This is a genomic window from Gardnerella sp. DNF00038, assembly GCF_049262855.1.
Lineage (GTDB): Bacteria > Actinomycetota > Actinomycetes > Actinomycetales > Bifidobacteriaceae > Bifidobacterium > Bifidobacterium vaginale.
This window is the reverse complement of record NZ_CP058407.1, coordinates 1,118,589-1,143,855: the sequence shown is the minus strand read 5'-3', so window position 1 is coordinate 1,143,855 and position 25,267 is coordinate 1,118,589. Positions and strand designations below refer to the sequence as shown.

Here is a 25,267-nt window from a genome sequence, read left to right as displayed (position 1 = left end):
AGACATTTTGTGCAATCGAAGCTGTGCAATCATAGCACGATATTCCGTAATTGCTTTTTCTAGGAGAAGATGATGAGTGAGACGAATGTAAGACCAGTGCTTTTCAAGCATGCTTTTTGGGGTCATGTGATTACAGAAACTGTTGCTGGCATTTGCACGCTTATTATTGCGTTGCTTGTACAACAGTTCATAGGGCACCGCGTACTAGGTTGGGAAACTGTGGCAATACTCGCACTGAGTGTTGTGGTGTTTTCGCTGCTAAGCACAGCGTATCTGCAGTGGGATAGGCATCGCAGACCAGATGACAGGTCTGGCGATTTGCTTATCGGAATCATCGATTTCGTACTCAGGCTGCTGGTGACTTCCGGTATTGCTTTATTGCTTGTTTCCAATACTACGCTGCTAAGCATTATTATTGGCGCAGCGATTACTAGTGTGTTGCTGTTTGTTTTTGAAAAGCCTTGGCAGCCATGTATGACGGATGCGCAATTACAGGAAGCTTCAAAGAAATCGGTTGAGCTTGGCGTTCAAATGCTTGAAGAAGAGCGCGTAAAGCGCGCCGAGGCGAGAAACATGATTGCATTACAGCATGCGAGCGCAGGTAAAACAGACACTTCTAGAGGTGTGTCTCTAACGTTCTCCTCGTTAATTGTTGCGAATATGCTGATGGAAGCAGTATGCGATGTTGTCACATTTTTGCTTGCATTGATGCTGCAATGGTGGATGCTTGGTACTATTGCTGGATGGCGAACTCTACTCGTCATGTTCTTGGGCAATATGCTATTTTCTTGCGCGGCGGCTGCGGTTATGGTTCTGATGGGCGCATTGAAGGCTGATCAACAGAAATGCTTAACAAAAAGTTTGCCTTTCTTGGTTATTGTTGTGCTGCTTCGACTGCTGATTTTTGGTGTTCTCGCTTGGCTGCTTACACCGAGCTTAGTATGGGTAAGCGTAGTCGTTGGTGTTGTGCTTACAGATATTGTTATCGTTATAAAGCATCATCCATGGAGAAGAACCGCAGTAGCTGCATAAGATTTTATAAGACTGTTTTCTTCTTCTTTGAGCAAAGGGCTCTACGTATGTTGAAAGCGTTGTGTTGATGAGAGTAGAAAAGAAGTTGAAATACTCGCGATTATTTACGCTAGAAGAGAACAGACTAAGCGACTGGAATAATTAGAACAATTGCAAATCGTAAGCGCAATATAGGAACAGAATATAGGGATAGAAAAATGTCAGATTCATCGATGAAAGAGAAAGAAAAGCAGGAACATACTCCTACAGATGAGAAAAATCCTCTATATTGTGAATCACATGAGCAAATATGTGAAAACCTTCACAGTGCAAATAAGGGATCATCCAAGTATAAGGTTTTACAGCTGAGTGCGGAAATCTTTTCCATCTTAATGATTATTGGAACTGTTTTTATGGCGTCCAATAAGCTACAGCTTTTTGGATGGATCACTTATTGTTTTGCAATTCTGCTTCTTGTTGTAGTTTCTCTTATTTGGGTTATTTGTGTTATTTGGCAGCGCAATCTACACAGCCGTTTTCGTAGTGCAAATGTAGAGCGTAATAAATCTTTTCTTAGCTATGGCAAGCAATGGGGAAAGGGTAGAATCTCGCTAATTCTTTGTTGCTTTTTTGTGTTAAGTGGCATTCTAACTGCATTCTTTGGAATAACTGCGGTACGTCTTCCAAATCAGTGGCTTTTGCAGACTTGGGTATATGTTATATGCGCGGCAATGCCAGTTGTTTGGATGATTACGATTTCTCTTGTATGTGTCTTCTATAATCTCTATCTTATTTCGCGTGTACGGAAGATAGGTATAAGAATTGTACTTCGTTGTCTACATGTTCTGCTTTGTGTATTGATTATCTTAGGTCTTGGATTTTTTGACGTTTTGTTTATTGTTGACAGATATTCTGTGAAACAAAATGATAATGGTACGTATACAGAGCACGTGGACGATATGTATGCTCCTTTTGAGTATTATCTTTATAAGTCTGAAGGCCCATTTTTCCTTAAGTATCTTCGACCAATGAAAGATTCAACTGATACTGATCCAAAAATAAGTGAATCTGAGTGGTATAGCAGAATTGATCGTAATAACAGGAAAGATACAAGATTAAAGGTTGAAGAGACAGAGAAAAATTCCGATTTGCATGATGCCGCTGCGCGTGATTTAGAATCAAAAAAGGAAAGAAATGCAGCGCTTAAGATATTTGATAAGTATTTTGCGGCGCAAGGATTTACGTTCAAGGAGAACTATACTGCCAAGGGAGATATGTACTTTGTTTTGAATGAAAGCCTTTCGGACATTACTTATCTGCAGTATAACAGGGACTCTCAGGATGGAAAATGTGGTTTTTATATTCTGTTTAAGGCTTCAAAATCTTCAGATGGAAGCTGGTCGCCGAGCGATGCTCATATGCAGAACACCTACACGTATGAATATAGCACTGGACTAATTACAAAGAGTGAGGCAGAGTGGTAGTAAGGCAGATTGGTTGGATGCTAGAATCGAAGAGTGTAGGAAGATCGCCAGATAGTAGAATCCATAGTTGTGTGCGCTAGTTGCTTATGTTTTGTGGAACAAATCAGTGTAAAAATTGTAAAAAGTTCCCTGCATTATTTGATTTCTCATAGTAATGGCTTGTTGGTTATTCCAGAAAATAGGGTTCCTGAGTTTAAGAAGTTGCTTGTTGAATATTATGAGGGTGAAGATTTGCAGGTGATTGCTTCGTTTATGAGGGAATATTGTTGGAGGCATTAAACGCGCGCGATTATGCTGTTTCTTCTACTTCTGGCTCTTTTGTTTATGCGAATCTTGCTGTTTATGAAAATTATAGTTTGCTAGTAAGTGAAGAAATTAGCGTCGATAGTCTAGACAAATTAATAAAAAAAATAATATATTTATTAAGACTATTACAGTAATCAGAGTGAATTGTAGATCTTGTTTGCTTAATAATCTGTTTTATGATCATTTGATACAGAGTCGTGTTAGCGAAAAGGAGGCTAGTAGTGTTATGAGAAGTAAAACTATTTTTGGTAAAACCATTTTTCAAAGTTGTCTTGTTGTACTTCTGCTGATAGGTACTCTCTTTTCTCTTGCGGGATGTGCTGACGATGAAGAGAAGGCGGAGCTTGCGTCGTATCATTGGGAAACGGTGGCGGTGTCTCGGGAAGAGTTTCGTATACCAGAAAACTATATGAATAAGGATGAGTTGTATCTCTTTGTGTCGCGCGATATTCTTGATTCTCACTATGATTTGTCTAAAGTCACTCTTGGAGATAAGCGTATTAAGTTAGTTGACTCATCGTTCAATTTACCTGGTCCGGGACTTAAATCTTTATTTTTAGTTGGGAAATTTGATTTAAAAGACAAGCCAGGCTCTGATGTTCTTAAAGTACCAGGGCTTAATAAAGCAGGTAATGTTGCTGTAGGTTATAAGAAGAAATAGTGATATTTTGCACTTGATTTGAATCGTTTCCCTGATGATGAATTAGTTAATGAAACTTGTAGATTAGAGGGTTTGGAATGAATATGTATGTTGGAGGTATATGTTAAATAGGGTTGTATCTCGTTATGATTCGTTCGTTGCGAAGCATCAACGTACAAAAGGTGCTTTAGTATATTTTATAGTTCTTATGCCGCAGGTGTTATCAGTTTTTATTACTGGTTTGATACAGCTTGCTGGAATGTTGCTGCTTATTTATACGATGGGATCGTTGCATTCTGCTTCGACGCTGCTTGAAGGGTTTGTTGCGTTTAAGTTGGCGTTATCTTTCTTCTTACAAGCATCTGGTTTTATTGCTAAAGATCGTTGTGAAATGCTTCTTATCGCTTTGTTTCGTCAGCTTACTTTCCATCGTTTTGTGCGTTTATCTGTTCAGAATAATGATGATGAAACATTGCAGTCTTCGGCATTAACATATCCAAATCAGATAAGTCAGATAGCTTATGGTGTTGATTTTGTGTTATCAATATTGCAGTTTATTATTCTTTTTGCTATCTGTGTTGTTCAATATCACGAGAATAGTATTGTAGCGGTTTTACTATTAGTTCTATTATGCGTTGGTAATTTGTTCCTTATACGTTGGATTGGCGTATTGTGGAAGAACTATGTGGATTTAGAAGGTAAACGTCGTAATCTTCTCAGTAAAATTATTGATAAACTTCCTCACGCTTCAAGAGTGTATCGTTATAATGTTGGTATTACAGCGATTGAAGATGCACGTAAAGCAGAAGAAAGAGTGCTTTATAAGCGCATATTTCCTCAATTATTGAGTAATATTGTCGAGCAAGGTGGGTTGACATTACTGCTTGCTGGTGTTGTTCTTGTTCATGTAACTATTTTTCCAAATGCGTTGTTTAATGTTGGAATTCTTTTTGCGATTAAATATTTGTATGGCGCCATGCAGAATAATATTGTGAATTATCGCGTGATTCGGCTTGCTCTTCCAATGGACAAGGATTTAGTGCAATTAGAGCAAAATGCTATGAATAATACTCTCGCGGATGCTACTAATATTTCTGATTCTGTTGTGTTTGATAATAAGTTCGCTCTTTTGTCTAAAGAAGCTGGATCGGCGTTGAATGCGTATGATTCCATTGTTAGCAGTAGTAAAATATTGGTGCCTTGTAATCCTATTATGTCGCAGGGGCTTATTGAAGCTTGGTTTGATATTGCGAGCGATGATACTCGTCGGAAGTACGAAAACTTCTTGCGTTTATTTAATGTGTCACGTGAGGTTGCGGATAGGTTTTTGCATAATCCTGAAACGTTATCTGTTGGTGAGTGTCAACGCGTGGTGCTGGCTATGGCGTTTGCTCAAGACGTGGAATATTTGGTGCTTGATGACGTGTTTTCTGTGTTAAATCCAGAGCTTCGAGAAACAGTTTCACAAGCTATGCTAAGTTCTCAAGTTCATCATATTGTTTTATTTGCACGTAATCCAGAGTATATTCCTTGCGTGTTTTATGGTAACAACTCTAAGCAAGTCACGCATAGTGTGGTTGAAGAAAATCATTTGCAGAATACTTGTAGTGTAAAACTATGCAAGCGGATTGTGTGGAATCGAAAATTCCTACAGGTGCAGAATCACGTGGTAAGTTCATTAGAACTGTGCGCGAATTATTCTCCGCTAGTATTGTTTGTTTGCCGATAGCAACAGTACTCATAGTTCTTGCTGAGTTAATGTTTGTAGAGAATATTGCTACGAACACCAACTTAAATATGCTTCAGTCTTCTGCATTGTTTGCAAGCTTGCTTATTGTAGTTGGTATTATTGCTCTTAATTTTCCTGTATATGCTGTGCCAATTGTGAGACTTACAAAACTGCATAATCGTTTGATTATGCGTTTGCATAAGTATTCAAATATTGATAATAAAGGTGATGTTTTAGGTAGACTTGGGGATGATTTTTCTGACTTACAGATGAGTATTCCTAGTGCTATTGCACACGTTATTTTTATTATTGTTCAAACAGTAATAGTTCTTGCTATGACAATTGCTGCAGTACCGCAGTACGTATACATAATGATTATTATGGTGCCGTTATCTTGTCTAATATGGTATGCCGGTTCTCGATTACTTAATACGGCTGCGGATAAACAAGCACAATATCGCGATAAGTTCTTAGGAGCATTATCGTCGTTATTATCAACGCGAAGCTTACCGCAAGGTGCTATTTTTGATAGTTCGCGCAAGTATCATTATGCTTCGTCAGAAAATAAGTATTGGCAGCGTATGCGTCGTTTTATCAATATTTACACAGTGAGAAATTGCATGATGCAAAGTCTTTCTTTAGTGTTGGAATTTTCAATACTTTATATGCTTACAGTATCATCAATGAATTTTGCTTCTGCTAGTGCTGTGTTGTATTTTGTGGTAATGCTGTCGTCAAGCTTGGAAAATGTGATTGAAACTTTGCAAGATTCAGGAGTTTTAACCCAGACTGCTCAGCGAGTTTTCAGTTTGGAAAATTATGAGCGTAAGCAGCAAGCGTATAAGAGGAATGAATTAGCATATCAGAATCTTAGTAAAACTATTGCTGATAGTGATATTTCTTCAGTTGCTATTATTGGCGCTAGTGGTGCTGGTAAATCAGTATTGTTGCGAGATTGGTTTGATCATAACAATACTCAGAATTGTATGCTGATTGAAGATTACTTATTTGATGATAACGGTGCTATTGTTGCTCCAGATTTCACGTCGCTCACAAAGTGTATTGGTTCTCAGCAGCGAACTGTTGTTATGTTGGATGAGACGTTCAAAAGTGTAACTGATGCTGATGGTTGTAGTGAACGTGAAATAATCGTGCGAGCTATCAGATGTGCTAAAACGAGGAATAACAAGCTTGTAGTTGTGTTGCACGCGCAAACTAATTGTGATGTATTTGATAAAGTGATTAATTTTGATGAATATTAAGAATCCAAAAGTACTGTGAGTTGCGTTCGTTGAGACGTTACTGATGGTGAATGTGAGAATACAGGAAAATATTAAGCAGCAGGCGGAGCAGATTTTGGAAACTATTGGAATTCCTAGGGCTACTGCTATTGACATGTTTTATCGTCAAATCATTCTTAATAAGGGTATTCCGTTTTCGCTTACTATTCCGAAGTCTCTTCCAGCGCAAGATGATATGGATGAGAAAACGTTTAACGCGTTGATGGCTAAAGGCTATGATCAGGCGGCTCAAAGTGATAGTTATCAGATAGATGATGTTTTTGAAGAGCTTGAACGATGATAGGAAACCGTGGGGTAATCTTGGTTTTAGAAAATTAAACCTTTTAACGATAGCTTTTCCTATCGTTAAAAAGTGCACCCAATATCCATAGTGTGCACTTGAAAAAAGTGTAGCTATACTCGTAAGTTTCCTAAATCTCACGTTTAGAACGTTTGCTTGATGTCACGGGATGTGTATTAAAAGCATACGAATTGCAGACGTTTGAATAAAGATGTTTTATTTTTTTTTTAATCATAAACCTCAAAGGTGAATTTTAATTTGTTTCGTTTATAATAGAAACAACTATAAAAAACAATAAATTTATCGACTATAATCGAAATTGTAAGCAAGGCTGTAATCGAAAGGTGTGAGGATATGTCATATATATTACGTAAAAAATATCTTAATAAGATCAAACCTTTTATTGACAAGCCTATTGTGAAGGTGATTACAGGTATGAGACGAGTGGGAAAGTCCACTTTGTTAAAAATGATTCAATCTGAATTGCTTGTAGACGTTCCTCAAAGTCGTATTATTTATATCAATTTAGAATCAGCTCAATACTTATCTGTGAAAAATGATTTTGATCTGCAGAGATTAATTACGGAACGTAGTCAACAAATCGAAGGTAAAATATATTTTTTCTTTGATGAAATTCAATTAGTTTCTCACTGGGAACGTGTTATAAATGCGCTTAGAGTTGATTATGATTGCGATATTTATTTGACTGGTTCTAACTCAAAATTATTGTCCGGCGAGCTTGCCACCTTGCTTGCGGGGCGTTATGTAAGTTTTGAGGTGCTTCCTTTTACTTTTAGCGAATTCGTGAATTTGTATCAAAGTTTGAATTTAAGCATACAGGAATTATTTCAGCTATATATCAAAATTGGTGGTATGCCTCCTCTTCATTATTTTAATGGGGAAGAGGAGCCGAGTTTTAGATATTTAAACGACATTTATAATACCGTTGTTGTTAAGGATATACTTGAATACAATTCGATCCGAGATGTTGACGTATTTAATCGCATTTTACTTTTTTGTTTAGATAATATTGGACAAAGTTTTTCGGCTAATAGTTTACGTAAATATTTTGTTAGCGAAAATCGTAAAGTTTCAGTTGATACCATTTTGAATTACTTGAATTTTTGCCAAGCGGCGTATCTTCTGAAAAAAGTTCCACGCTATGACAGTGTTGGAAAAAAGTTATTGACGGTTGAGGAAAAATACTATATAACAGATCATGGTTTTAGACAAGCAGTAGGCTTCTCAAACGTTGCGTCAATTGAACGTATTCTAGAAAATATTGTCTATATTGAGCTTTTGTCTCGTGGTTTTCAGGTTCAAGTTGGTCGTATTAATAATCAAGAAATCGATTTCATTGCTACTAGACAAGGTGAAACTGAGTATTATCAAGTCTCTTATTTGATGGCTAGCGAAGAGACTCGTAGCCGGGAATTTGGTGTTTATCGATTGGTTAAGGATAATTATCCTAAATTCGTTTTATCTATGGATACAATGAATTTTTCGCAAGAAGGTATTATACACAAATATTTACCAGATTTTCTACTGGAAGAGAATGCGTAATCTGCTTGATTTTGCTCTCATGTAGATTATGTTTCGCGATGGCTATTATTAAAAGGTTTAGTCTGCAAGCGTAAGCGCGATGTTTCATTGTTTTCCTTGCGAATTGGCGGATTTTTATTCCGACGTTTGGCGGGATATTAGTACGACGATTGGCTTTGGTTAAAAATGTGGTTGTAGGGACTAAATGTTAAAAGGTTTAGCGTGCTGTGGATTTAAGCTTACTTCTTGAGATTTTAGATACGATTTTGCTATTTTATCAGTTATAACTTATAAATTATCGATTTTATCATTAAATTTCACTTATAAGCGATGAGTGCGGTGAAAAGTCCTGGTTCTGGTTGTGGGTATTGGTTAAGTGAAAATCGTCTTAGAAAAAATTTTTATATGAGATTGAAAACGATATAAAATAAGTGATTTTAACATATTGTAAGTAATACCCACTAATTTCGGAGTGGGGAAATCCTCCCCCAAAATGTTATACTTTTTGTAGTGTAAGTAGGGTGAAAGAAAGTAAATATGAGGGAGGTGAAAAAATGAATAGGGCTAAGATGGTATTGCAGAATACAGGTATTAGAAAAGATAATCATCAGTTTGATGATATTGTTAAGATTGTCGAAAGTGCAAAGGATCGCGCTTATAGAAAAGTTAATGAAGAATTAATCTTGATGTATCAAGAAGTGGGAAAGTATATAAGCGAGAAAAGTAAAGAAGCAGCTTATGGATCAAATTTTGTGGAAAATGTTGCTGATTTTTTCTCTGAAAATTATCCTGATTTAAAAGGATTTACCCGTAGGGGACTTTATAGAATGAAGCAATTCTATGAGATATATAAGGATGATGAAAAAGTGTCAACATTGTTGACACAATTGAGCTGGTCTAATCATTTGAAAATAATATCTGGATCTAAGAGTAAAGAAGAAAGAGAATTCTACATTAACTTAGCTATTAACGAGAATCTAACTCACCGAGAGTTGGTAAGGCAGATGGACAGTGGCTATTATGAGCGTTATATGCTTTCAAATAGTAATAATTTGCCTGCTATACAAAGGGTAAAACAAGAGACGCATAATTTGTTTATGGACAGTTATGTTTTAGAATTTATCGATGCTCCCGAGCTTGGGAATGAAAGAGAATTTCAGAAGTCAATTCTAGAGAATTTGAAGAACTTTATTTTAGAGATTGGGAAAGATTTTTCCTTTATAGGTAATGAGTATAGGATACAGGTTGGCAATCATGATTACTATATAGATTTGCTTTTCTATCATAGGGGATTATCTTGTTTAGTTGCATTTGAATTAAAAATTGGAGAGTTTAAACCGGAATATATCGGAAAAATGAACCTCTATTTAGAAGCACTGGATAGAGAAGTAAAGAAACAAACTGAAAATCCAAGCGTAGGAGTAATCCTTTGTGCTTCAAAAGATGATGAGGTAGTAGAGTTTGCATTAAGTAGAAGTCTTTCGCCTACAATGGTATCTGAGTATACATTAAAACTGATAGATAAGAATTTGTTGCAACGAAAATTAAAAGAATATATAGATATTGCGGAAGAAACAAACGAATAGAATTTAATAATTATAATGCGTAAAAGGTGATTAGAGTAAAATCTAACCGCCTTTTTGTATTCTGAAGCTATTTGTTTTCTGCTAGTGGATTTGAAGCATTTGGGATTTGTTAATAAATGGCAAACCTTTTAACGTTGCTCGCTTCTATCGTTAAAGCGTGTACTCATTTTGCCACACATTTGTTTATGTATGGAAATAAAATCCTGTAGATTATCGGATGATTTTTAGATACAATTATTTTGCAGGCTGCAGATCTGCATTCTTTGTCCATAATTTACATCCCGTCAGTTTTATTAGACTCAAAGATGATTTGTACTACGAGATGAATGAATATTGGGCAGATGATAGTGAATAACAGAGTGAAGATTGAACATGATGATCGTAACTGCAATTAGGTAAAGATTAAGTTGTAGGTGGAGGTATAAATGAAGCATATCAAGCATTATGCTTTTTTGACTATGGTAGTTTGCCTTATATCACTTATTTCAGGTTGTAAGAATCAGAATAGTTTTAGCAATAATAATAGAGAGCTAAAAACAGAAAATCAAAAGTCTGCAAAAAATGAAGGACACACAGAAAATAATGAAGATGTTGACTGGAAAGAGGTAAGTAAAAATGGTGTTGATGAAACTTTGCTTATAAAAAACATAGATAAAAAGGTTCTTACGTATGTGGCTAAACAATTACAAAATCTATGCGATGAGATTGGTGAAAAGGGGCGCAAAGATAAATTCTATTGGCTGACAGGACAATGGTATAACGATGTAATGTATTCTAAACAATATATTAGTGTCATATTATTAGGTAAAAAAGCAATGAAACCATTGTTCCTAATAATATATAAAAGCAAAGAGGCTGGAATGTATGAATGGGTTTGTAGTAAAGTTTTAGATGAAATATCTGGTTTTGATTTCTCTGGATTAAACAATGGTGCAGGATGGAGCAATTCTAAAGAATTTTTAAAGGCATTTACCGATAAAATTATTGAACAAAAAAATTAACAACTCTCTGTTTCTAATTGTCTTGGAGTATAAACCAAAAATATTAATCATCCTAGCTTTACGCACTTTTGGACCTATAACCCACATATCAATTGGTAATGTCAAACAAATTCGCGCATAGTTTATGGATATTTACTGATTAGTGTTATAGGAGTACACTATGAAAGGTATAGCGAACGCAAATAGTGTGGTTCACGGTAGAACTTCGTCAGTGCGCAAAATAAGGGATATGTGCCATTTTACGTGAATTAACGACTATTGCGTATCACGAGGTGAGGGATATGAAGAAAAATATGAAGCATCGTGTGTTGGCAGTGTCTAGTGCTGTTTTGTGTGTTGTATCTATGACCTTGAGTGTTACCGTTCTGCCTGCGATGCTTATGCCAACATAACGAAGAATCCATTGTTTGCTGCTGTTTTGGCTGCTGCTTGTGTAACACTTTTCGCTGGTAAGCGTCGTGGTGTTTTGCATCATTGCAACAAGTAGTAGCATGTTAAGACTGGACTTTTAGTCTGGTTTTTATTGTGACTGATTGCCTCACTTCGTGATATTTTTCACGGAGTGAGGCTTTCTGATATTAATACGGTTGGGATTGTGTTAATACGGTTGGGATTCTGGTTGCATGTATGGTAACGATTGTCATACTAGGATTAACATAGCGTATAACAATGTGATAAAAACACTAACATAGCGTATAATTATGTGATTAAATGCATCAAAACATATATAATAATGTGATACGCGCTAAAAGATAACGTAGAGTATGGCAGAATAATCGTGCAATCACGAACGCAAAATTTTGAGCGTTAGTCAAGTTTTCTTCAACAATAAGCGCCTGCAAAAACAATGTATCGCGTAATGTCTGCAAGTTAATTAACAAAGGCAAAAGGATAATAAATAAAGTAAGATTTAGTATGCGGATTTGATAGCATGATGTGCACATAGATCATTTCATACTTGGAATCTTGATTGTTAAAACATTTGCAATAAAGATAATCTGTTCTTAATTGTTGGTGGAAACTATGGTGAGTAAGATAACAAAATAATAGAGGAATTAGACGCAGGTGATAAGCATGATTCTGGAAAAGTTATGGGAGAAATATAGATCAGACGGAGATTTTAATTTGCATGCATTGCCAGAGTCTCTAATAAAAAAAGGCGTTTTAGTAGAGTATGAAAAGAACAGTATTCTTGTATCTAGGGGCGAGAGACCATATTACATATATTTCATACAAGATGGCATAGTTGCTGGAATACGTGAGTATATGAATGGAAGTACATACAGTTATTTTCAGTTAAACAGTACTAACGGTAGTATTGGTCTATTGGAGATTCTTGCGGGGAGAGATAGTTATATTGCAACGCTTAGTACAGTAACTAAAGTGAAGGCGTTACGGATAGATGCAGCGTTGGTATATAAGACAATCATGGAAGACAAAGAATTACTTAAGAAATGCATTAATCTTCTGTCAGACGATTTATATAAACGTTCGGGAAATGATGGGATTATGTACTACATGTCTGGATTGGATCGAGTGAGATTCTTTTTGATTACATATTACGAAAGTCATCAGAATATGAAGAATGCAAGTGGTGAGTTACTGATAGAAGCGGAATATAAGGACATTGCAAATGGAATCGGAATGAGTATCAGGACAGTTGGGCGCAATTTACAGAAATTGAAAGAGACTGGTGAACTAAAAAATGTACAGAAAAAAATCATTATTAGCAAACATCAATATAAAGAACTACAAACAAATATTTATTCGTAATCACTAAAACAATTTATTCATAATTGGTATGACAGCAGGGATTTTGTAATGCAATTCCTGCTGTTTTTGTATAAGTTGTTGTTAATTTTATGAAAGGACATATGACCTTTAGAAGGAAATAGAAAGTATATACAATAAATGAAAAATAAGCGACATGAACAAGGAGGTTAAAATGTGAGCAATGCAAGATAAAAGGACTTGTTTTTGGTTCTATAAATATTGATTATGTGTATCAGATGGATCATTATGTAAGACCTGTAGATATATTCACTGTGATTCTTGTTGTATCATTGCGATAGCGAAGGTGCGAATCTTGCAATTGTGCTGGGTTTTAGTGTAGTTGCATCAATGTGTGTAAAAGCTGTAAAGAAGCACTGACAATGTAGTTTTATGTGCTAAGCATTTTCACCACATCAGTGGGATGTAGGCTTACAGGATATTTTTCTCGGAAATCATGAAGAATGAAGAATAGATTGTGTAAGCGTTGAAAATTTGAATCATGGGAATTTTCCATAAATGTATTCAGGCGGGAAACATAAGAGTCCATTTAGGAATATAACGAACTATATAAACGGGCAGAAAGGAAAAGAAGTGAAAAGAGGATTAAAATATGATTTTTCATTGATAGCACTTGTATTGATACCAGTGGGTGTATCAATTAACGTAGTAGGCTATCAGATGTCTCAAATATTGAAACTTCCGATTTTTATTGACCAAATTGGAACAATTCTGGTATCCATGCTCATGGGTCCATGGGTTGGAATGGTAACAGGATTACTTGGAAATGCAGTAAACGGAATGATCTATCCTACAGCTTTTGGCTATGCAATAGTATCAATGCTGATCGGACTTGTATCTGGATTCCTTTCCAGATGGAAATTATACAGTAACATTCTTGGGATTGTATTCGGTTGTGTTCTTCTAAATGTAGTGTCATCTGTATCTGCTGCTGTAGTCACGGTGTTCATGTTTGGTGGAGTTACTGGAGCTGGAACAGATCTTCTTACAGCTGCATTCGTTGCATCAGGACAGGCTCTTTGGAATTCTGTATTAACAACAAATGTAATCTCAGGAACAATTAATACAATTGTAAACTTTGCGGTTGCATGGATTGTTGTGCGAAGAATTCCAGACCGCTTTTTAGTCAAATTAAACTATGGACTTCAATATATTAAAAAGAAAGGGGCAAAAATCAATGGATAGCAGAATTGGTAAATTATACCCAACCACAAAATTTATGATTACACTTTTGGTCGTGATTATTAGTATTTTTACACCAGGATATGCATTACAGTACGCATTGCTCCCTGTATTTTTGATTATTAGTCTTATGGCGGGAACAACGAAACAGTTCTTAAGTGCATTTTTTAAATCTATTTTTATTATTATTTTGTTCATATTTGTTATGCAAGTATTTGTTGTTGCTAATGATGATCAGATACCAATCTGGGGATTTATTCACTTTTCTCAGATAGGACTTGCAACAAGTTTGTCTATGACATCGAAGATTGCAGCAATAGCTTCTGCGATAATGATATTTTTTGAAACAACGAAAGTAAAAGATATCACTTATTCTCTGGAGCATGCAGGTACGCCAAGAAAAGTAACATTTCTGATCTCTTCAACAATCCAACTGATTCCGCAGATGTCAATTATTTCAAAAACAATAACAGATGCGCAGAAATCAAGAGGAATTGAGACAGAAGGTGGATTGATAACAAGGATGAAGGCATTCATTCCAATGCTTGGTCCGCTGGTACTTTCGTCAATTCAGCAGACAGAAGAACGTGTACTTGCTCTAGAATCGCGAGCATTTTCAGCAAAAGGCAAGAAAACTTCCGTTTACGTTCTTAATAAAACAGCATTAGACATTGTGCTGGAAGTATTAAGCGTGATTTTGTTTATCGGATATGTCGTATGGAGGTTGATGTAATGGCAGAGATTGTTTTAAAAAATGTAAGTTACCGATATCCTTTGGAAGAAAAGCAAGTGGTTCGTAATTTTACGTACTGTTTCGAGCAGGGTAAAGTGTACGGGCTTATAGGGGAAAATGAATCCGGAAAAACAACGTTATGTAACATTATCCGCGGTTTTATTCCTGAATTATATAGAGGAAAATTAGAAGGAGAAATTTTAATCAATGGTCGTAAAATTGATACTTATGGTTCGGGTGAACTCGCTTCTATCGTAGGTTATTCTTTTCAGAATCCATTTGTGCAAATTTCAGGTGTAAAAGACAACGTATATGAAGAAATTGCATATGGTATGGAAAATATCGGAATCCCAAGGGAGCGGATGATAGAGAGAGTAGATGAACTGGTAAAAATTTTCCATCTGGAAGAATTGGTGGATAAAAATCCATATGAATTATCAGGTGGACAGAAGCAAAGAGTTGCGCTGGCGTCCATGATTGCATTAGATCCAGAAGTTGTTATCATGGATGAACCAACTTCACAGCTCGATCCGAAGAGTACGGAAGATATATTTGAAATCGTAAATATTTTAAAGAAACAGGGCAAAACTATCATTTTGATCGAGCATAAGATTGATCTTATAGCAGAGTACTGTGATTCTATCCTTTTGATGCATAACGGAGAGCTTGTGATGCATGGAGAGTCGAAAGATGTTTTGACAGATCCAAAAGTATTAGAGTATGGCGGTCAGCTCCCTCAGATTGTGCTTTATTTTCTAAAAAAGGGAAGTGTAAAAGGGAATGAAATTCCACTTACGGTCAAAAAAGCAGTTGAAAAGATTATGAAGGAGGTACAGTGACAATGGCATATTTAGAACTTAAAAATGTATCATTCCAATATTCAAATGGGTATACGGCAGTTGAAAACGTCAGTATGAAGTTTGAAAAGGGAGAAAAAGTAGCAATTATTGGACAGAATGGCGCTGGCAAGACAACAACAGTAAAATTAATGAATGGATTATTGCGCCCAACAAAAGGCGAAGTTCTGGTAAATGGTACAAGCACAGTGAATCGTACAGCAGCGCAAATTGCTAAAAATGTGGGTTATGTGTTTCAAAATCCAGATGATCAGATTTTCCAGGATAGTATCTACAAAGAAATTGCTTTTGGATTATCAAAAAGAGGAATAGCAAAGGAAGATGTTAATAAAAGAGTAGAAGAGGCTGCAAAGCTTTGTGGAGTAGAGAATGTATTGGAAGAACATCCGTACAATCTATCGTATTCAAAGCGAAAATTTATTACGATTGCTGCAATTGTAGCCATGGATACTGATGTTGTGATTTTGGATGAGCCAACAGCGGGGCAGGACAGGGGTTCTACAGAAAGACTTGGCGAAATCATAAATTGGCTTATCTCAAAGAATAAAATTGTTATAACCATCACGCATGATATGGAATTCGTAGTGAAGGAATTCAATAGAGTTATTGTAATGGCAAACAAACAGAAAAGAAGGGATGTAAGTCCAAAAGAGATTTTCTGGGATGAGGAATTGTTAAAATCTAGTAATCTAAAACAGCCATATATCTGTCAGTTCGCTAATCTTCTTGGATACAAGAGTGTATTAACAATAGACGATATGATTGGGGTGGCAAAATAATGAGACAAATATGGATTGATTGTGATCCTGGGCACGATGATGCCATGGCAATTCTTACAGCTATCGCGAATCCTGAAAAATTAAAGATTTTGGGAATTTCTACAGTTGGAGGAAATCAGACAATAGAAAAAGTTACAACAAATGCAAAAAATATTTTGGAATTTGTGCATTCGGATATTCCTCTCGCGAAAGGACAGGATAAGCCCCTGGTGAAGCCATTAAATACAGCGCCAGAGGCACATGGTGACAGTGGGATGGATGGATCGTATTTTAATGGAACTGATTATCCTGTTGTATCAGAAAATGCAGTAGAATATATGTACCATAAAATTATGGAGTCCAAAGAGAAAACCACGCTAGTTGCGCTTGCGCCGTTGACAAATCTTGCGCTTCTTTTAAAAGTATATCCTGAGGTGAAAGAAAAAATAGAGTGCATCAGCATGATGGGCGGTGGCATTAGCCATGGAAACTGCACGGAGTTGGCAGAATTTAATATATACGTGGATCCAGAAGCTGCTCATATAGTATTTCATTCAGGAATATCGGTTATCATGGCGGGTCTTGACGTCACAGAGAATGCTGCGATTACTCTGAATGAGATTAAAACGTTAAAAGATAAAGGGAAAGTCAGCCATCTAGCTTATGAACTTTTGAGTTTTTATAACGAAAGTGGTAAGCAGTTTGGATTTGTAGACAGTCCTATTCATGATCTTTGTGCTGTGGAATATCTAATTAAACCAGATATTTTTTCAGGGAAAAATTATTATGTAGATATTGTTACTGATAATGGGATTTCAAGAGGACAGACATTGGCTGATCTGAGGAAAGTTCCGAAGCACAAAGATAATGTGTTTGTGCTCAAACAGGTAGACAGGAAAAAATTTGTAGAGACTCTAGTTGAAGGATTGGAAAAGTTAGATAAAGAAGTGTAAAGATGATGTAATGCATATTGCTGAAATATAGAAGTTATATAGCAATGGACCAAATAAAGATATAGACTTAGCGTCTCATATCGGCTTTACCTTTGCATTCTGCTTCATAACTACTTGAATTGGATGTTGCGTTGCGCTCGCAAACTAATTGTGATGTATTTGATAAGGTGATTGATTTTGATGAATATTAAAAATTGCAAAGTAAGATGCTTCAATAGAGCATAAATGTTATTTTCTATGTGTTAATGTGATAATTGTTACTCAGCAATAGCTCTTTTAGAGTTTTAAGCGTGCTTATATTTGAGTTTTTGACGTAATGCTCGTATAATTTTCCACGTAAAGCACATTTAAGTTTATGAGGTGTTGCGCTATGACTGCCCAAATGATCGCTAATCTTAAGAACGGTTTGAAAGGCATATAAAAGCACATAAAACAGCTTAAGATACATATTCTTTAGCAGTATTAAACACGCATTGCATATGATGTTTGTCATTATGTTTGCACATGCGCGTTGGTTTTTTGCACGTTTTTTGCATGTTGTTGCGTGTTCTTATCGTTCTTGTAAGCAAGCGTTATCTTTTTTATCTAATTAATTTTCATTGTTGAAATTTATTCAATAATAGTAAGAATTAAGCTTTAATAACACGTAAGAACGAAGCAATAATAATGAATAATAATATAGAAGACGCAACTAATAGTCGCGATAACAATAATAAGCAGTCAACTAGCAACTTAATATTGCGTATTGATAATATAACAAGATCTTATTCTCGTGGATTCGGTCGTAAGAAAACAACTCGCCAAGTTTTACATAACGTATCTTTTGATATTCATTCTGGTGAAATATTTTGCTTGCTTGGCCCTAATGGTGCAGGTAAAACAACTACCGTAAAAATTGTTGGTACGTTGTTAGCTCCTGATAGTGGTAGTGTTCGTATTGCCAATATTGATGCTGTGAGTAATCCTCGAGAAGCGCGTAAGCACGTGTCGTTACTTCTTGGAGGTGAGCGAGGATTTTATCAAAGGTTAAGTGCATTAGATAATCTTCGTTATTTTGCTGATCTTTCTGCTGTTCCATATAGGGAGCAAGGAAAGCGTATTCACGATGCTCTTGAGCAAGTTGATTTACTTGATAAAGCTCATGATGCTGTTCAAACTTTTTCAAGGGGAATGTGGCAGCGGTTACATATTGCTCGATCGCTGGTCGCTAGAACGGATCTTATGCTTTTAGATGAGCCTACCACTGGTTTGGATCCTGAAAATGCTAGGAAAGTACGTGAAATTATTCATGCTTTACGAGATCAAGGAATAGCGATTTTGCTAACTACGCATGAGATGAGTGAGGCTGAAAAATTAGCTGATACTGTTGCTGTAATAAATCACGGTAATATTATCGCTCAGGGAAGTGTTCAGCAGTTGGCTTCTTTGCAGCATATCGATCACGTAACAATGTACGCGTATGACGGTGAACTATCAAGCGGAACTCCTATTGTTAAGGAAGAATTGCAAAAACTTGATGGAGTGTTGTGGTGTGATGTTTTTGAATCACACGGAGTGTTAAATATTACTATCGCGTGGAGCAAAACATTATCTCAAGAACGAAATATTAAAATTCCTGTTGATGGGATTACGCGTTTAGGTGATCGCGCTGCAAGTTTGGAAGAAACGTATCTTGCTATTGTGCAAAATGACAATATTTCTGCATCAAATATTTCTACTTCTTCTGCTGCTACGCCGTCTTCTTCGCCGTCCTTGCTCCCGTTAAGTAAGTAGGAGGTTTAATATGAATACTTCTACTCATTCATACGCTTCTGTGATTCGTGGCATGTGGTTTCAGCTTAAAAGTTTAGCGAAAACAACGTTTTTCTTGCAAAATGCGATACTTGCTCCAGTATGTTTTGCGTTGATGAAAATTGTTGCATACTATGGTTTTTCTCATGATTGCGCTAATTGTCTTAATAATATTTGGGTTGATTCTTCTATCGCTGGATTATGGTCTGCTACAACTACTGCTGTTGGAATTATTGGATACCAGCGTTATTTAGGAACATTACAATATTTAACTTTAAGTGTTATATCACCTTCTGCAGTGTTTCTTCCTATTGTAGGATCCGCAGCTTTACTTGGGTGCATTGGTATGCCGCTTGCGATTATTACCGTTGCTGTTTTATGCCATGGGTTCTTTATGATAACATTCACGCAGCTAGTTGGATACTTACTTTCTATGCTCGCTTGCGTAGCTTCTGCTGCATTATTATCTGGAATTTTTGTATTATGCCGTAAAGCTACAGTTTATGAAGGTTTGATTTTAATTCCTGTATGGATGCTTTGTGGAATAGTAATCCCTGTAGAATCAATGCCATTGCCTGCTCGCATTATTGCATTTATTCATCCGCTTACGTCGGCAGTGTGGGTGGCTCATGCGCAATCGTTTAATGCTACTACTGTGTTAGCAATTGTGTTATGTGTTGTATTATCCAGCGTTTTGCTTGTTATTGCAGGTTTTATGTTACGTCATGCTATTCGACTTGCAACGCTTAATGGGAGTTTAAACATAATATGATACGAAATAATAATCAGGTTGAAACTATGCGAAATAAAATTATTCAAAATAGTAAGTGCGCTAGATTGCATCAATATAATCAATATTCTCAGTATGGTCACGTGAGCGTGTTATCTAGTATACGAACTGGTGCAAGAGTGAGTATACAGAGTATACCTAGCTTAAATAGTTGGAATACTGCTGTTATTCGTATGATTATTGAGCCTCTTTTATCCACGTTCTTATACGTTTTTCTAGCTGGAGCTGTAAGTGGAGGATTCAATGGAACAGCTAGTGCTGCAACTAGCGCGGGTTTTAATCATAGTTTGATTGCTTCAACTCTTGCTGCTGTGATGGGAGCGTGTTCTATTTCCACAAGTATGACTGTGTCAGAAGCACTAGCATGGGATCGATTTGAAGGCACAACACCATTCGTGCTTACAAGCGCAAAAGTTGCATTACCATTATGGTTAGGTCGTATTATTGCGCTCTTGACTATTTCTTTAGTGAGTGATGCTGTGACTTTGTTTATAACAATGCTTGTAGTAAGCCCAAGTGCTTTCTTGATGATTAATATGAGTGCGTTGATGCTGTTGTTCCTTATTGTTCCTGTTGCTTCTACGGGATTTGGTATTGCTATAGCTGCTATAAGCATGATGATGAATGATGTTTATACTATTTCTAACGCGCTTAGTGCAATACTTCCTATTGTTTGTGGTGTGATTGCTCCGATTAGCGTATTTCCTAAGATGATGCAATACGTGTTATATGTGATTCCAGTAACTCATGTTACTCAAGTATCGCGTAGTATAGTTGATGGTTCTGTAAATGTTGGCGTATCGCTACTTGTGATTCTTGTTGTTGGCATGTTATGGGCAATTGTTGGTGTGATCATATGGAATGTTGGTGTGGCGGTTCAACAGCGTAAAGGTACTTTAACCAATATAGGGTTTTAGCTGATAAATATGGGATTTAGTTAATTATATAAGGATTAGATTCGCTGGTGTGGAGTGGGTGTAATGCTAGTGGCATGTTGATTATTGCGTAAGATTGTTCAGCAAGCTACCAAGCTAATCTTAAACTTTTTAACGATTACCTTTTTCTATCGTTAAAAAGTGCACCCACTATCCATAGTGTGCACTCAAAAAAGTGTAGAAATACTCATGTGCGATAATAACGCAATTTTTGCTTTTTTTTAAACAAGAGTATAGTGATATCAAATTTACTAAATAAGCTATTGGATTTGTGTAATTTGTAGTGAATTATTTAAGTTTGATAGCGATTTGTGAGTAGTTGTGTAAGTTTGCCTGTAAGTTTGCGTAAGCTTGCATTATGATTTGCGTTTTTGAAAGAGTTTTAGAGGAGAGTTGGTTGCTGTGAAGTCAATATTTAGCAAGAATAATATTTTTATTCGTATGAGATCTATTAGCCCAGCATTGCGATGGGCGCTGGTTGGCTTCTGTTTTTCTATGCTCGGTAACCAAGCGTATGAAGGCTCGGTTTTGCCTTCTATTATTATTGTGGGCTTGCCGGCTTGGGTGATTGGTTTTCGTAAGACTTTTATGACGGTTGCCGATTTTCTTTCGCCATGCTCTGGTTGGATAGTTGATAAGCTTGGCGGTTTTCGCGCTCTTGCTATGACTGAAGGCGTAGAAGGCGTGCTCAGTTTACTACCGCTTCTTATGCTTGGATCTCCTGCGTGGAAGTGGTCGCTTGTAGCTCTTTCTTGCGCATTGTTGATTACAGGTCAAGTGATTGACATTGCTAGCGAAGTTTTCGAGGTTGATGCTGCAGGTGGCGATGACGGTATGATTGTCAACTACAGCGGCATTGTTAGTATTTTGGCAAGTATTACAGGAACCTTGCTCGGCTCTCCGCTTGGATCTTGGATTGCAAGCTGGTCGATTCCTGCGGTTTTGATTTTCTCGTCCGTCACTTCTTTTGCGGCTTGTGCTACGCGATTTATTATGAAACAAGACATTGCGCAAGCGTCTTGCGAAATAGAGGAAAAAGCGCAAGCGTCTAATGAAGTAGAAGAAACACCGCAAGATGTAGAGGAAGCGTCGAAAGAATCGAAAGAAAATCAAGAAAATGATGTTGATTCCAAATCTGCATCTAATAAATCTGCGAATCCATTACTAAAGAGTAAAATCATGCTTCTTGCTGGATCTCTTTTGGTTGCTTTTATTCCTGCATGCTCTGTTTCCTATATTCTTCTTGGTCTAGGTAAGCAATATGGCTCTAAATCTTTAACAATACTGTATATTTTCACTGGTGTAGGAAGCGTGCTCGCATCCGTTTTGTATGCGCATTCGTCTCAAAAGCTCGGCTTAAGAAAAGTGGCGATTTTAGGTATTGCTGTGAGCTTGCTTGCTTATTGTCTTATGTTTATTAATCTTTTGCCAATGATGTGCTTTGCATTCTTACTTGAAGCGATTGGCGGAATGCTACTAGTAGAGCCGATTATTGTTGCGCGTCAGATTCTGTTTAATGGGAGTGCTCTCGCTAAGTTTTCTGGTTGGGCGCGCCTCGCGTTTGCGATTGGTGCTACTACTGGTTCTTGGATTGGATTTGCATTCTCATCGGCGTTCCAATGGCAGCTTTTGCCTATACTCGCGCTGATTTTCACAGCAGGATTGCTTGTTGTTTTGCCTCAATTACCCAATACGAGTTATGCAGATTAGATGATTTGCGCTGCAGAATATATGAAGTTTATATGTGATTAATAAGTGTTATCTTCTAAGCAAAAAGCATTGTTAAATTGCTAGAACTTAACGATTTGCATATATATGCATGCGTGTGTATAATATGTAAAAATAGAAGATCTTGCGAGTATGAATACAAATAAAAGAGTATAAAATATTCTGCACAAACTAAATTACAGGAGACTCTCATGCACAAGATTATTCAAAAGTGGAATAACATTGACCTTATTCTGCGTATTGTCATTGGTCTTTTTCTTGGCGCTGCACTTGGTCTTTTTGTGCCAGCTCACGTTTACTTGTTAGATCTTATTGGAAAGCTGTTTGTGAGCGCACTTAAATCCGTTGCGCCTATCTTGGTATTTTGCCTTGTGATTGGAGCGCTTGCAAAAGCAAAAAGTGTTGGAAACATGAAGCTTGTAATCGTGTTGTATGCGATTTCTACTTTCACTGCAAGCCTTATAGCTGTATGTGCAGCTATGATTTTCCCTGTTGACTTCACTTTTGCGCATGTTGAAGCAGCATCTTCACCATCTCCTCAAGGAATCGGTGAAGTTCTTAATTCTCTTGTGTTAAATATTGTGGTAAACCCTGTAGACGCTCTTGCTAAGGGAAACTTTATTGGTATTTTATTCTGGGCAATTGCCTTCGGTGTGGCGCTTCGTTTGGCTGAGCCTTCCACTAAAGCATTCTTTGACAACGTTTCGTCTGCTATTGGAAAAATTGTTCACTGGATTATTAACGCAGCGCCTTTTGGTATTATGGGTCTTGTTTATACAACAGTGGCAAGCAATGGTCTTCGTATTTTTAGTGAATACGGTTCCGTTATTGCCTTATTAGTATGCACTATGGCTGTTGTTGCTTTGATTGTTAATCCAATTTTGGTTTTTGCTCTCACTGGCAAGAATCCGTATCCTCTTGTATTGCGAACGTTGCGCGATTCGGGAGTTACAGCGTTCTTTATGCGTTCTTCTGCTGCAAATATCCCTGTAAACATGAATTTGTGCGAAAAACTCGGTTTTAACAAAGACAATTACTCAGTTTCTATATCGCTTGGATCAACCATTAATATGAGTGGTGCTGCTATAACGATTTCGATTATGGCTTTGTGTGCTGCTCACACTCTTGGGATTTACGTTGATATTCCAACAGCTGTGATTTTGTCTGTGCTTTCTGCAGTTAGCGCTGCAGGCGCGTCTGGTGTTGCTGGTGGTTCGCTTTTGCTTATACCTCTTGCGTGCTCATCGTTTGGTATTTCAAACGATATTGCTATGCAAGTAGTTGCTATTGGTCTTATTATTGGCGTGATTCAAGATTCGTGCGAAACTGCGCTTAACTCTTCCACAGATGTTCTCTTTACGGCAGTTGGTGAATATCGCATGTGGCAGCGTGCAGGTCTTAAGTTTAAGATGGGCAAGGATCACGAGCCAGTGCAACTTAAAAAGTAGCTGTTTTAGCTGTTGTTAAGTATTATTATTAGTGCGCGTTCTTCCGTTTTTACGTTTTAGAATCGCGTACTTTTGCTATGTTTTGCGAGGTGTTGTTGTAAATGAATTTAACAGACGTGCAAATAAAAGAGTATAAAAAATATAATAGCAAAGATATTTTAAGACTATATGATTCTGTTGGTTGGTCTTCGTATACAGATGATTTAGTTGCTTTAGAAAATGGCTTTAACAATTCACTCAAGGTTTTAGCTGCGTATAAAAATGATGAGCTAGTTGGAATTGCTAGAGCTGTTGGTGACGGATATACGGTTGTTCTTATTCAAGATATTCTTGTTTTGCCAGAGTATCAACGTCAGGGGATAGGTTCTGCTTTGTTAAATGCGATTGTGGATTTTTACCCTAATGTTCGTCAAATTCAATTAACCACGGATTGTACTGAAAAAACTATTGCTTTTTATAAATCTGCTGGTTTTATTGAGTTATCAGAAATCGAGTGCTGCGGTTTTATAAAAGACAGAGCATGATTGCGTATTAGGCTTTAGGAAAGTGGTAGGTTGTGTTTGCAGGAATACTGCGGTTAATCCACGCGTTTGCTGCGATTATACTTCCGCTTCCTATTGTGGTTTCTCCGCCTAAGATTGTTGCGTTTGCGTAGATTACTACGTTATCGCCAATATTTGGATGCCGCTTTCCGCCTTTTATAGGATTTCCATCCTCGTCTAGCGCAAAACTTTGTGCACCCAGCGTTACGCCTTGGTAAAGCTTAACATGCTCGCCGATTACAGTTGTTTCGCCAATTACAATGCCAGTTCCGTGATCAATGCAAAAATATGCGCCAATTTTTGCTCCTGGATGAATGTCGATTCCAGTTTTTCTGTGTGCATATTCGCTCATAAGTCTAGGAATTAGCGGTACGTTAAGTTCGTATAGTGCGTGAGCTGTGCGGTGAATAAGCATCGCATAAAAACCAGGGTATGCGAGTGTGACTTCTACTTTGCTTGTGCAAGCAGGATCGCCTTCATACATGGCTTGAATATCTGTTAAAAGTAACTTTTTAATTGTAGGAAGAGTATTTATAAATTGATTGCAAGTTTCTCGAATTTTAATTGTGTTGCTTGTGTAGCATTGAAGTTCGTGGAATATAATGCGTTCTATAGTGTCTAATGCGTTTGAAGCAATTGTATTCAAACTAGCGTTATTGTTCAAACTAGCGTTGAGTTGTGTAGCCTCGTTGATTTCATTGCGCACATGCAACTCAGGCAAAAGTAGAGCCTGAGTCGCATGTATGAGTGCAATAATATTTCGGTAATTAGGTATGAATGTAGCTTGCCTTATGTCTGAATCGTGAATTGAGTTTAGTTGATTTATAAGATCAAGGCGATCACTCATACATTTCTCCCGTTATTTTTATTATTTTTCTT

At 36.9% G+C, this 25,267-nt stretch carries 23 protein-coding genes; 22 read left to right on the top strand and 1 reads right to left on the bottom strand.

What is annotated here, in order from left to right:
• Nucleotides 1-72: 72 nt before the first annotated feature.
• The 22 genes from HXT19_RS04495 to HXT19_RS04390 all read left to right on the top strand — a co-directional run bounded on the left by HXT19_RS04495 (nt 73) and on the right by HXT19_RS04390 (nt 24,370).
• Nucleotides 73-1,032, top strand: coding sequence for a hypothetical protein (locus HXT19_RS04495; RefSeq protein ID WP_422119639.1), 960 nt, complete (start codon nt 73-75; stop codon nt 1,030-1,032).
• A gap of 197 nt (nt 1,033-1,229) precedes the next feature.
• Nucleotides 1,230-2,495, top strand: coding sequence for a YcxB family protein (locus tag HXT19_RS04490; protein WP_285067874.1), 1,266 nt, complete (start codon nt 1,230-1,232; stop codon nt 2,493-2,495).
• 93 nt (nt 2,496-2,588) lie between these two features.
• On the top strand, nt 2,589-2,774 hold the full coding sequence (locus tag HXT19_RS04485; RefSeq protein WP_422119754.1) for a hypothetical protein: 186 nt from the start codon (nt 2,589-2,591) through the stop codon (nt 2,772-2,774).
• 253 nt (nt 2,775-3,027) lie between these two features.
• Nucleotides 3,028-3,462: a hypothetical protein gene (locus HXT19_RS04480; RefSeq protein ID WP_004113272.1), complete on the top strand. Its 435-nt coding sequence runs from the start codon at nt 3,028-3,030 to the stop codon at nt 3,460-3,462.
• Nucleotides 3,463-3,562: 100 nt separating this feature from the next.
• Nucleotides 3,563-5,170: an ATP-binding cassette domain-containing protein gene (locus HXT19_RS04475; protein WP_014554489.1), complete on the top strand. Its 1,608-nt coding sequence runs from the start codon at nt 3,563-3,565 to the stop codon at nt 5,168-5,170.
• Nucleotides 5,074-6,432: an ABC transporter permease gene (locus HXT19_RS04470; protein ID WP_240318831.1), complete on the top strand. Its 1,359-nt coding sequence runs from the start codon at nt 5,074-5,076 to the stop codon at nt 6,430-6,432. The genes HXT19_RS04475 and HXT19_RS04470 overlap by 97 nt, the downstream gene beginning before the upstream one ends.
• Nucleotides 6,433-6,475: 43 nt before the next feature.
• A complete protein-coding gene (locus HXT19_RS04465) occupies nt 6,476-6,751 on the top strand; it encodes a type II toxin-antitoxin system RelB/DinJ family antitoxin (protein ID WP_285089095.1) in 276 nt (91 codons plus the stop codon).
• 354 nt (nt 6,752-7,105) lie between these two features.
• Nucleotides 7,106-8,314 (top strand): ATP-binding protein, encoded by a 1,209-nt coding sequence (locus HXT19_RS04460; RefSeq protein WP_422119638.1) that lies wholly within the window; start codon nt 7,106-7,108, stop codon nt 8,312-8,314.
• Between the two features lie 533 nt (nt 8,315-8,847).
• Complete coding sequence (locus tag HXT19_RS04455) at nt 8,848-9,879, top strand: PDDEXK nuclease domain-containing protein (RefSeq protein ID WP_422119637.1); 1,032 nt, start codon at nt 8,848-8,850, stop codon at nt 9,877-9,879.
• A 425-nt stretch (nt 9,880-10,304) separates the two neighbouring features.
• A complete protein-coding gene (locus HXT19_RS04450) occupies nt 10,305-10,880 on the top strand; it encodes a hypothetical protein (RefSeq protein ID WP_422119636.1) in 576 nt (191 codons plus the stop codon).
• A gap of 1,074 nt (nt 10,881-11,954) precedes the next feature.
• Nucleotides 11,955-12,653, top strand: coding sequence for a Crp/Fnr family transcriptional regulator (locus tag HXT19_RS04445; protein ID WP_020761119.1), 699 nt, complete (start codon nt 11,955-11,957; stop codon nt 12,651-12,653).
• 591 nt (nt 12,654-13,244) lie between these two features.
• Nucleotides 13,245-13,856: an ECF transporter S component gene (locus tag HXT19_RS04440; RefSeq protein ID WP_032842046.1), complete on the top strand. Its 612-nt coding sequence runs from the start codon at nt 13,245-13,247 to the stop codon at nt 13,854-13,856.
• Complete coding sequence (locus HXT19_RS04435) at nt 13,849-14,586, top strand: energy-coupling factor transporter transmembrane component T (protein WP_004113256.1); 738 nt, start codon at nt 13,849-13,851, stop codon at nt 14,584-14,586. The genes HXT19_RS04440 and HXT19_RS04435 overlap by 8 nt, the downstream gene beginning before the upstream one ends.
• Nucleotides 14,586-15,425: an energy-coupling factor ABC transporter ATP-binding protein gene (locus HXT19_RS04430; protein WP_004117513.1), complete on the top strand. Its 840-nt coding sequence runs from the start codon at nt 14,586-14,588 to the stop codon at nt 15,423-15,425. The genes HXT19_RS04435 and HXT19_RS04430 overlap by 1 nt, the downstream gene beginning before the upstream one ends.
• A gap of 2 nt (nt 15,426-15,427) precedes the next feature.
• Nucleotides 15,428-16,222 (top strand): energy-coupling factor ABC transporter ATP-binding protein, encoded by a 795-nt coding sequence (locus HXT19_RS04425; RefSeq protein ID WP_004114772.1) that lies wholly within the window; start codon nt 15,428-15,430, stop codon nt 16,220-16,222.
• Nucleotides 16,223-16,266: 44 nt separating this feature from the next.
• The gene (locus HXT19_RS04420; RefSeq protein WP_230454602.1) at nt 16,267-17,154 is read left to right on the top strand and encodes a nucleoside hydrolase; all 888 of its coding nucleotides are present in this window, start codon (nt 16,267-16,269) and stop codon (nt 17,152-17,154) included.
• Nucleotides 17,155-17,820: 666 nt separating this feature from the next.
• Complete coding sequence (locus HXT19_RS04415) at nt 17,821-18,927, top strand: ABC transporter ATP-binding protein (RefSeq protein WP_174142881.1); 1,107 nt, start codon at nt 17,821-17,823, stop codon at nt 18,925-18,927.
• 10 nt (nt 18,928-18,937) lie between these two features.
• On the top strand, nt 18,938-19,717 hold the full coding sequence (locus HXT19_RS04410; protein WP_004114776.1) for a hypothetical protein: 780 nt from the start codon (nt 18,938-18,940) through the stop codon (nt 19,715-19,717).
• The gene (locus tag HXT19_RS04405; RefSeq protein ID WP_014554499.1) at nt 19,714-20,652 is read left to right on the top strand and encodes an ABC transporter permease; all 939 of its coding nucleotides are present in this window, start codon (nt 19,714-19,716) and stop codon (nt 20,650-20,652) included. Before HXT19_RS04410 ends, HXT19_RS04405 begins: the two co-directional genes overlap by 4 nt.
• A gap of 420 nt (nt 20,653-21,072) precedes the next feature.
• The gene (locus HXT19_RS04400) at nt 21,073-22,380 is read left to right on the top strand and encodes an MFS transporter (protein ID WP_064623609.1); all 1,308 of its coding nucleotides are present in this window, start codon (nt 21,073-21,075) and stop codon (nt 22,378-22,380) included.
• Between the two features lie 209 nt (nt 22,381-22,589).
• On the top strand, nt 22,590-23,846 hold the full coding sequence (gene sstT / locus HXT19_RS04395) for a serine/threonine transporter SstT (protein ID WP_004114786.1): 1,257 nt from the start codon (nt 22,590-22,592) through the stop codon (nt 23,844-23,846).
• Nucleotides 23,847-23,947: 101 nt separating this feature from the next.
• Entirely contained in the window at nt 23,948-24,370 is a 423-nt protein-coding gene (locus HXT19_RS04390; RefSeq protein WP_422119635.1) for a GNAT family N-acetyltransferase, read from the top strand.
• A 7-nt stretch (nt 24,371-24,377) separates the two neighbouring features.
• Here HXT19_RS04390 and epsC read toward each other — a convergent pair whose 3' ends face one another.
• Entirely contained in the window at nt 24,378-25,235 is an 858-nt protein-coding gene (gene epsC, locus HXT19_RS04385) for a serine O-acetyltransferase EpsC (RefSeq protein ID WP_422119634.1), read from the bottom strand.
• Between the last annotated feature and the right edge of the window lie 32 nt (nt 25,236-25,267).

Bases quoted from the DNA above. Each gene is read 5' to 3' on its own strand.
- HXT19_RS04495 (WP_422119639.1), top strand. From the start codon at position 73: ATGAGTGAGACGAATGTAAGACCAGTGCTTTTCAAGCATGCTTTTTGG.
- HXT19_RS04490 (WP_285067874.1), top strand. From the start codon at position 1,230: ATGTCAGATTCATCGATGAAAGAGAAAGAAAAGCAGGAACATACTCCT.
- HXT19_RS04480 (WP_004113272.1), top strand. From the start codon at position 3,028: ATGAGAAGTAAAACTATTTTTGGTAAAACCATTTTTCAAAGTTGTCTT.
- HXT19_RS04475 (WP_014554489.1), top strand. From the start codon at position 3,563: ATGTTAAATAGGGTTGTATCTCGTTATGATTCGTTCGTTGCGAAGCAT.
- HXT19_RS04465 (WP_285089095.1), top strand. From the start codon at position 6,476: ATGGTGAATGTGAGAATACAGGAAAATATTAAGCAGCAGGCGGAGCAG.
- HXT19_RS04460 (WP_422119638.1), top strand. From the start codon at position 7,106: ATGTCATATATATTACGTAAAAAATATCTTAATAAGATCAAACCTTTT.
- HXT19_RS04455 (WP_422119637.1), top strand. From the start codon at position 8,848: ATGAATAGGGCTAAGATGGTATTGCAGAATACAGGTATTAGAAAAGAT.
- HXT19_RS04450 (WP_422119636.1), top strand. From the start codon at position 10,305: ATGAAGCATATCAAGCATTATGCTTTTTTGACTATGGTAGTTTGCCTT.
- HXT19_RS04445 (WP_020761119.1), top strand. From the start codon at position 11,955: ATGATTCTGGAAAAGTTATGGGAGAAATATAGATCAGACGGAGATTTT.
- HXT19_RS04435 (WP_004113256.1), top strand. From the start codon at position 13,849: ATGGATAGCAGAATTGGTAAATTATACCCAACCACAAAATTTATGATT.
- HXT19_RS04430 (WP_004117513.1), top strand. From the start codon at position 14,586: ATGGCAGAGATTGTTTTAAAAAATGTAAGTTACCGATATCCTTTGGAA.
- HXT19_RS04425 (WP_004114772.1), top strand. From the start codon at position 15,428: ATGGCATATTTAGAACTTAAAAATGTATCATTCCAATATTCAAATGGG.
- HXT19_RS04420 (WP_230454602.1), top strand. From the start codon at position 16,267: ATGGCAATTCTTACAGCTATCGCGAATCCTGAAAAATTAAAGATTTTG.
- HXT19_RS04415 (WP_174142881.1), top strand. From the start codon at position 17,821: ATGAATAATAATATAGAAGACGCAACTAATAGTCGCGATAACAATAAT.
- HXT19_RS04410 (WP_004114776.1), top strand. From the start codon at position 18,938: ATGAATACTTCTACTCATTCATACGCTTCTGTGATTCGTGGCATGTGG.
- HXT19_RS04405 (WP_014554499.1), top strand. From the start codon at position 19,714: ATGATACGAAATAATAATCAGGTTGAAACTATGCGAAATAAAATTATT.
- sstT (WP_004114786.1), top strand. From the start codon at position 22,590: ATGCACAAGATTATTCAAAAGTGGAATAACATTGACCTTATTCTGCGT.
- HXT19_RS04390 (WP_422119635.1), top strand. From the start codon at position 23,948: ATGAATTTAACAGACGTGCAAATAAAAGAGTATAAAAAATATAATAGC.
- epsC (WP_422119634.1), bottom strand. From the start codon at position 25,235: ATGAGTGATCGCCTTGATCTTATAAATCAACTAAACTCAATTCACGAT.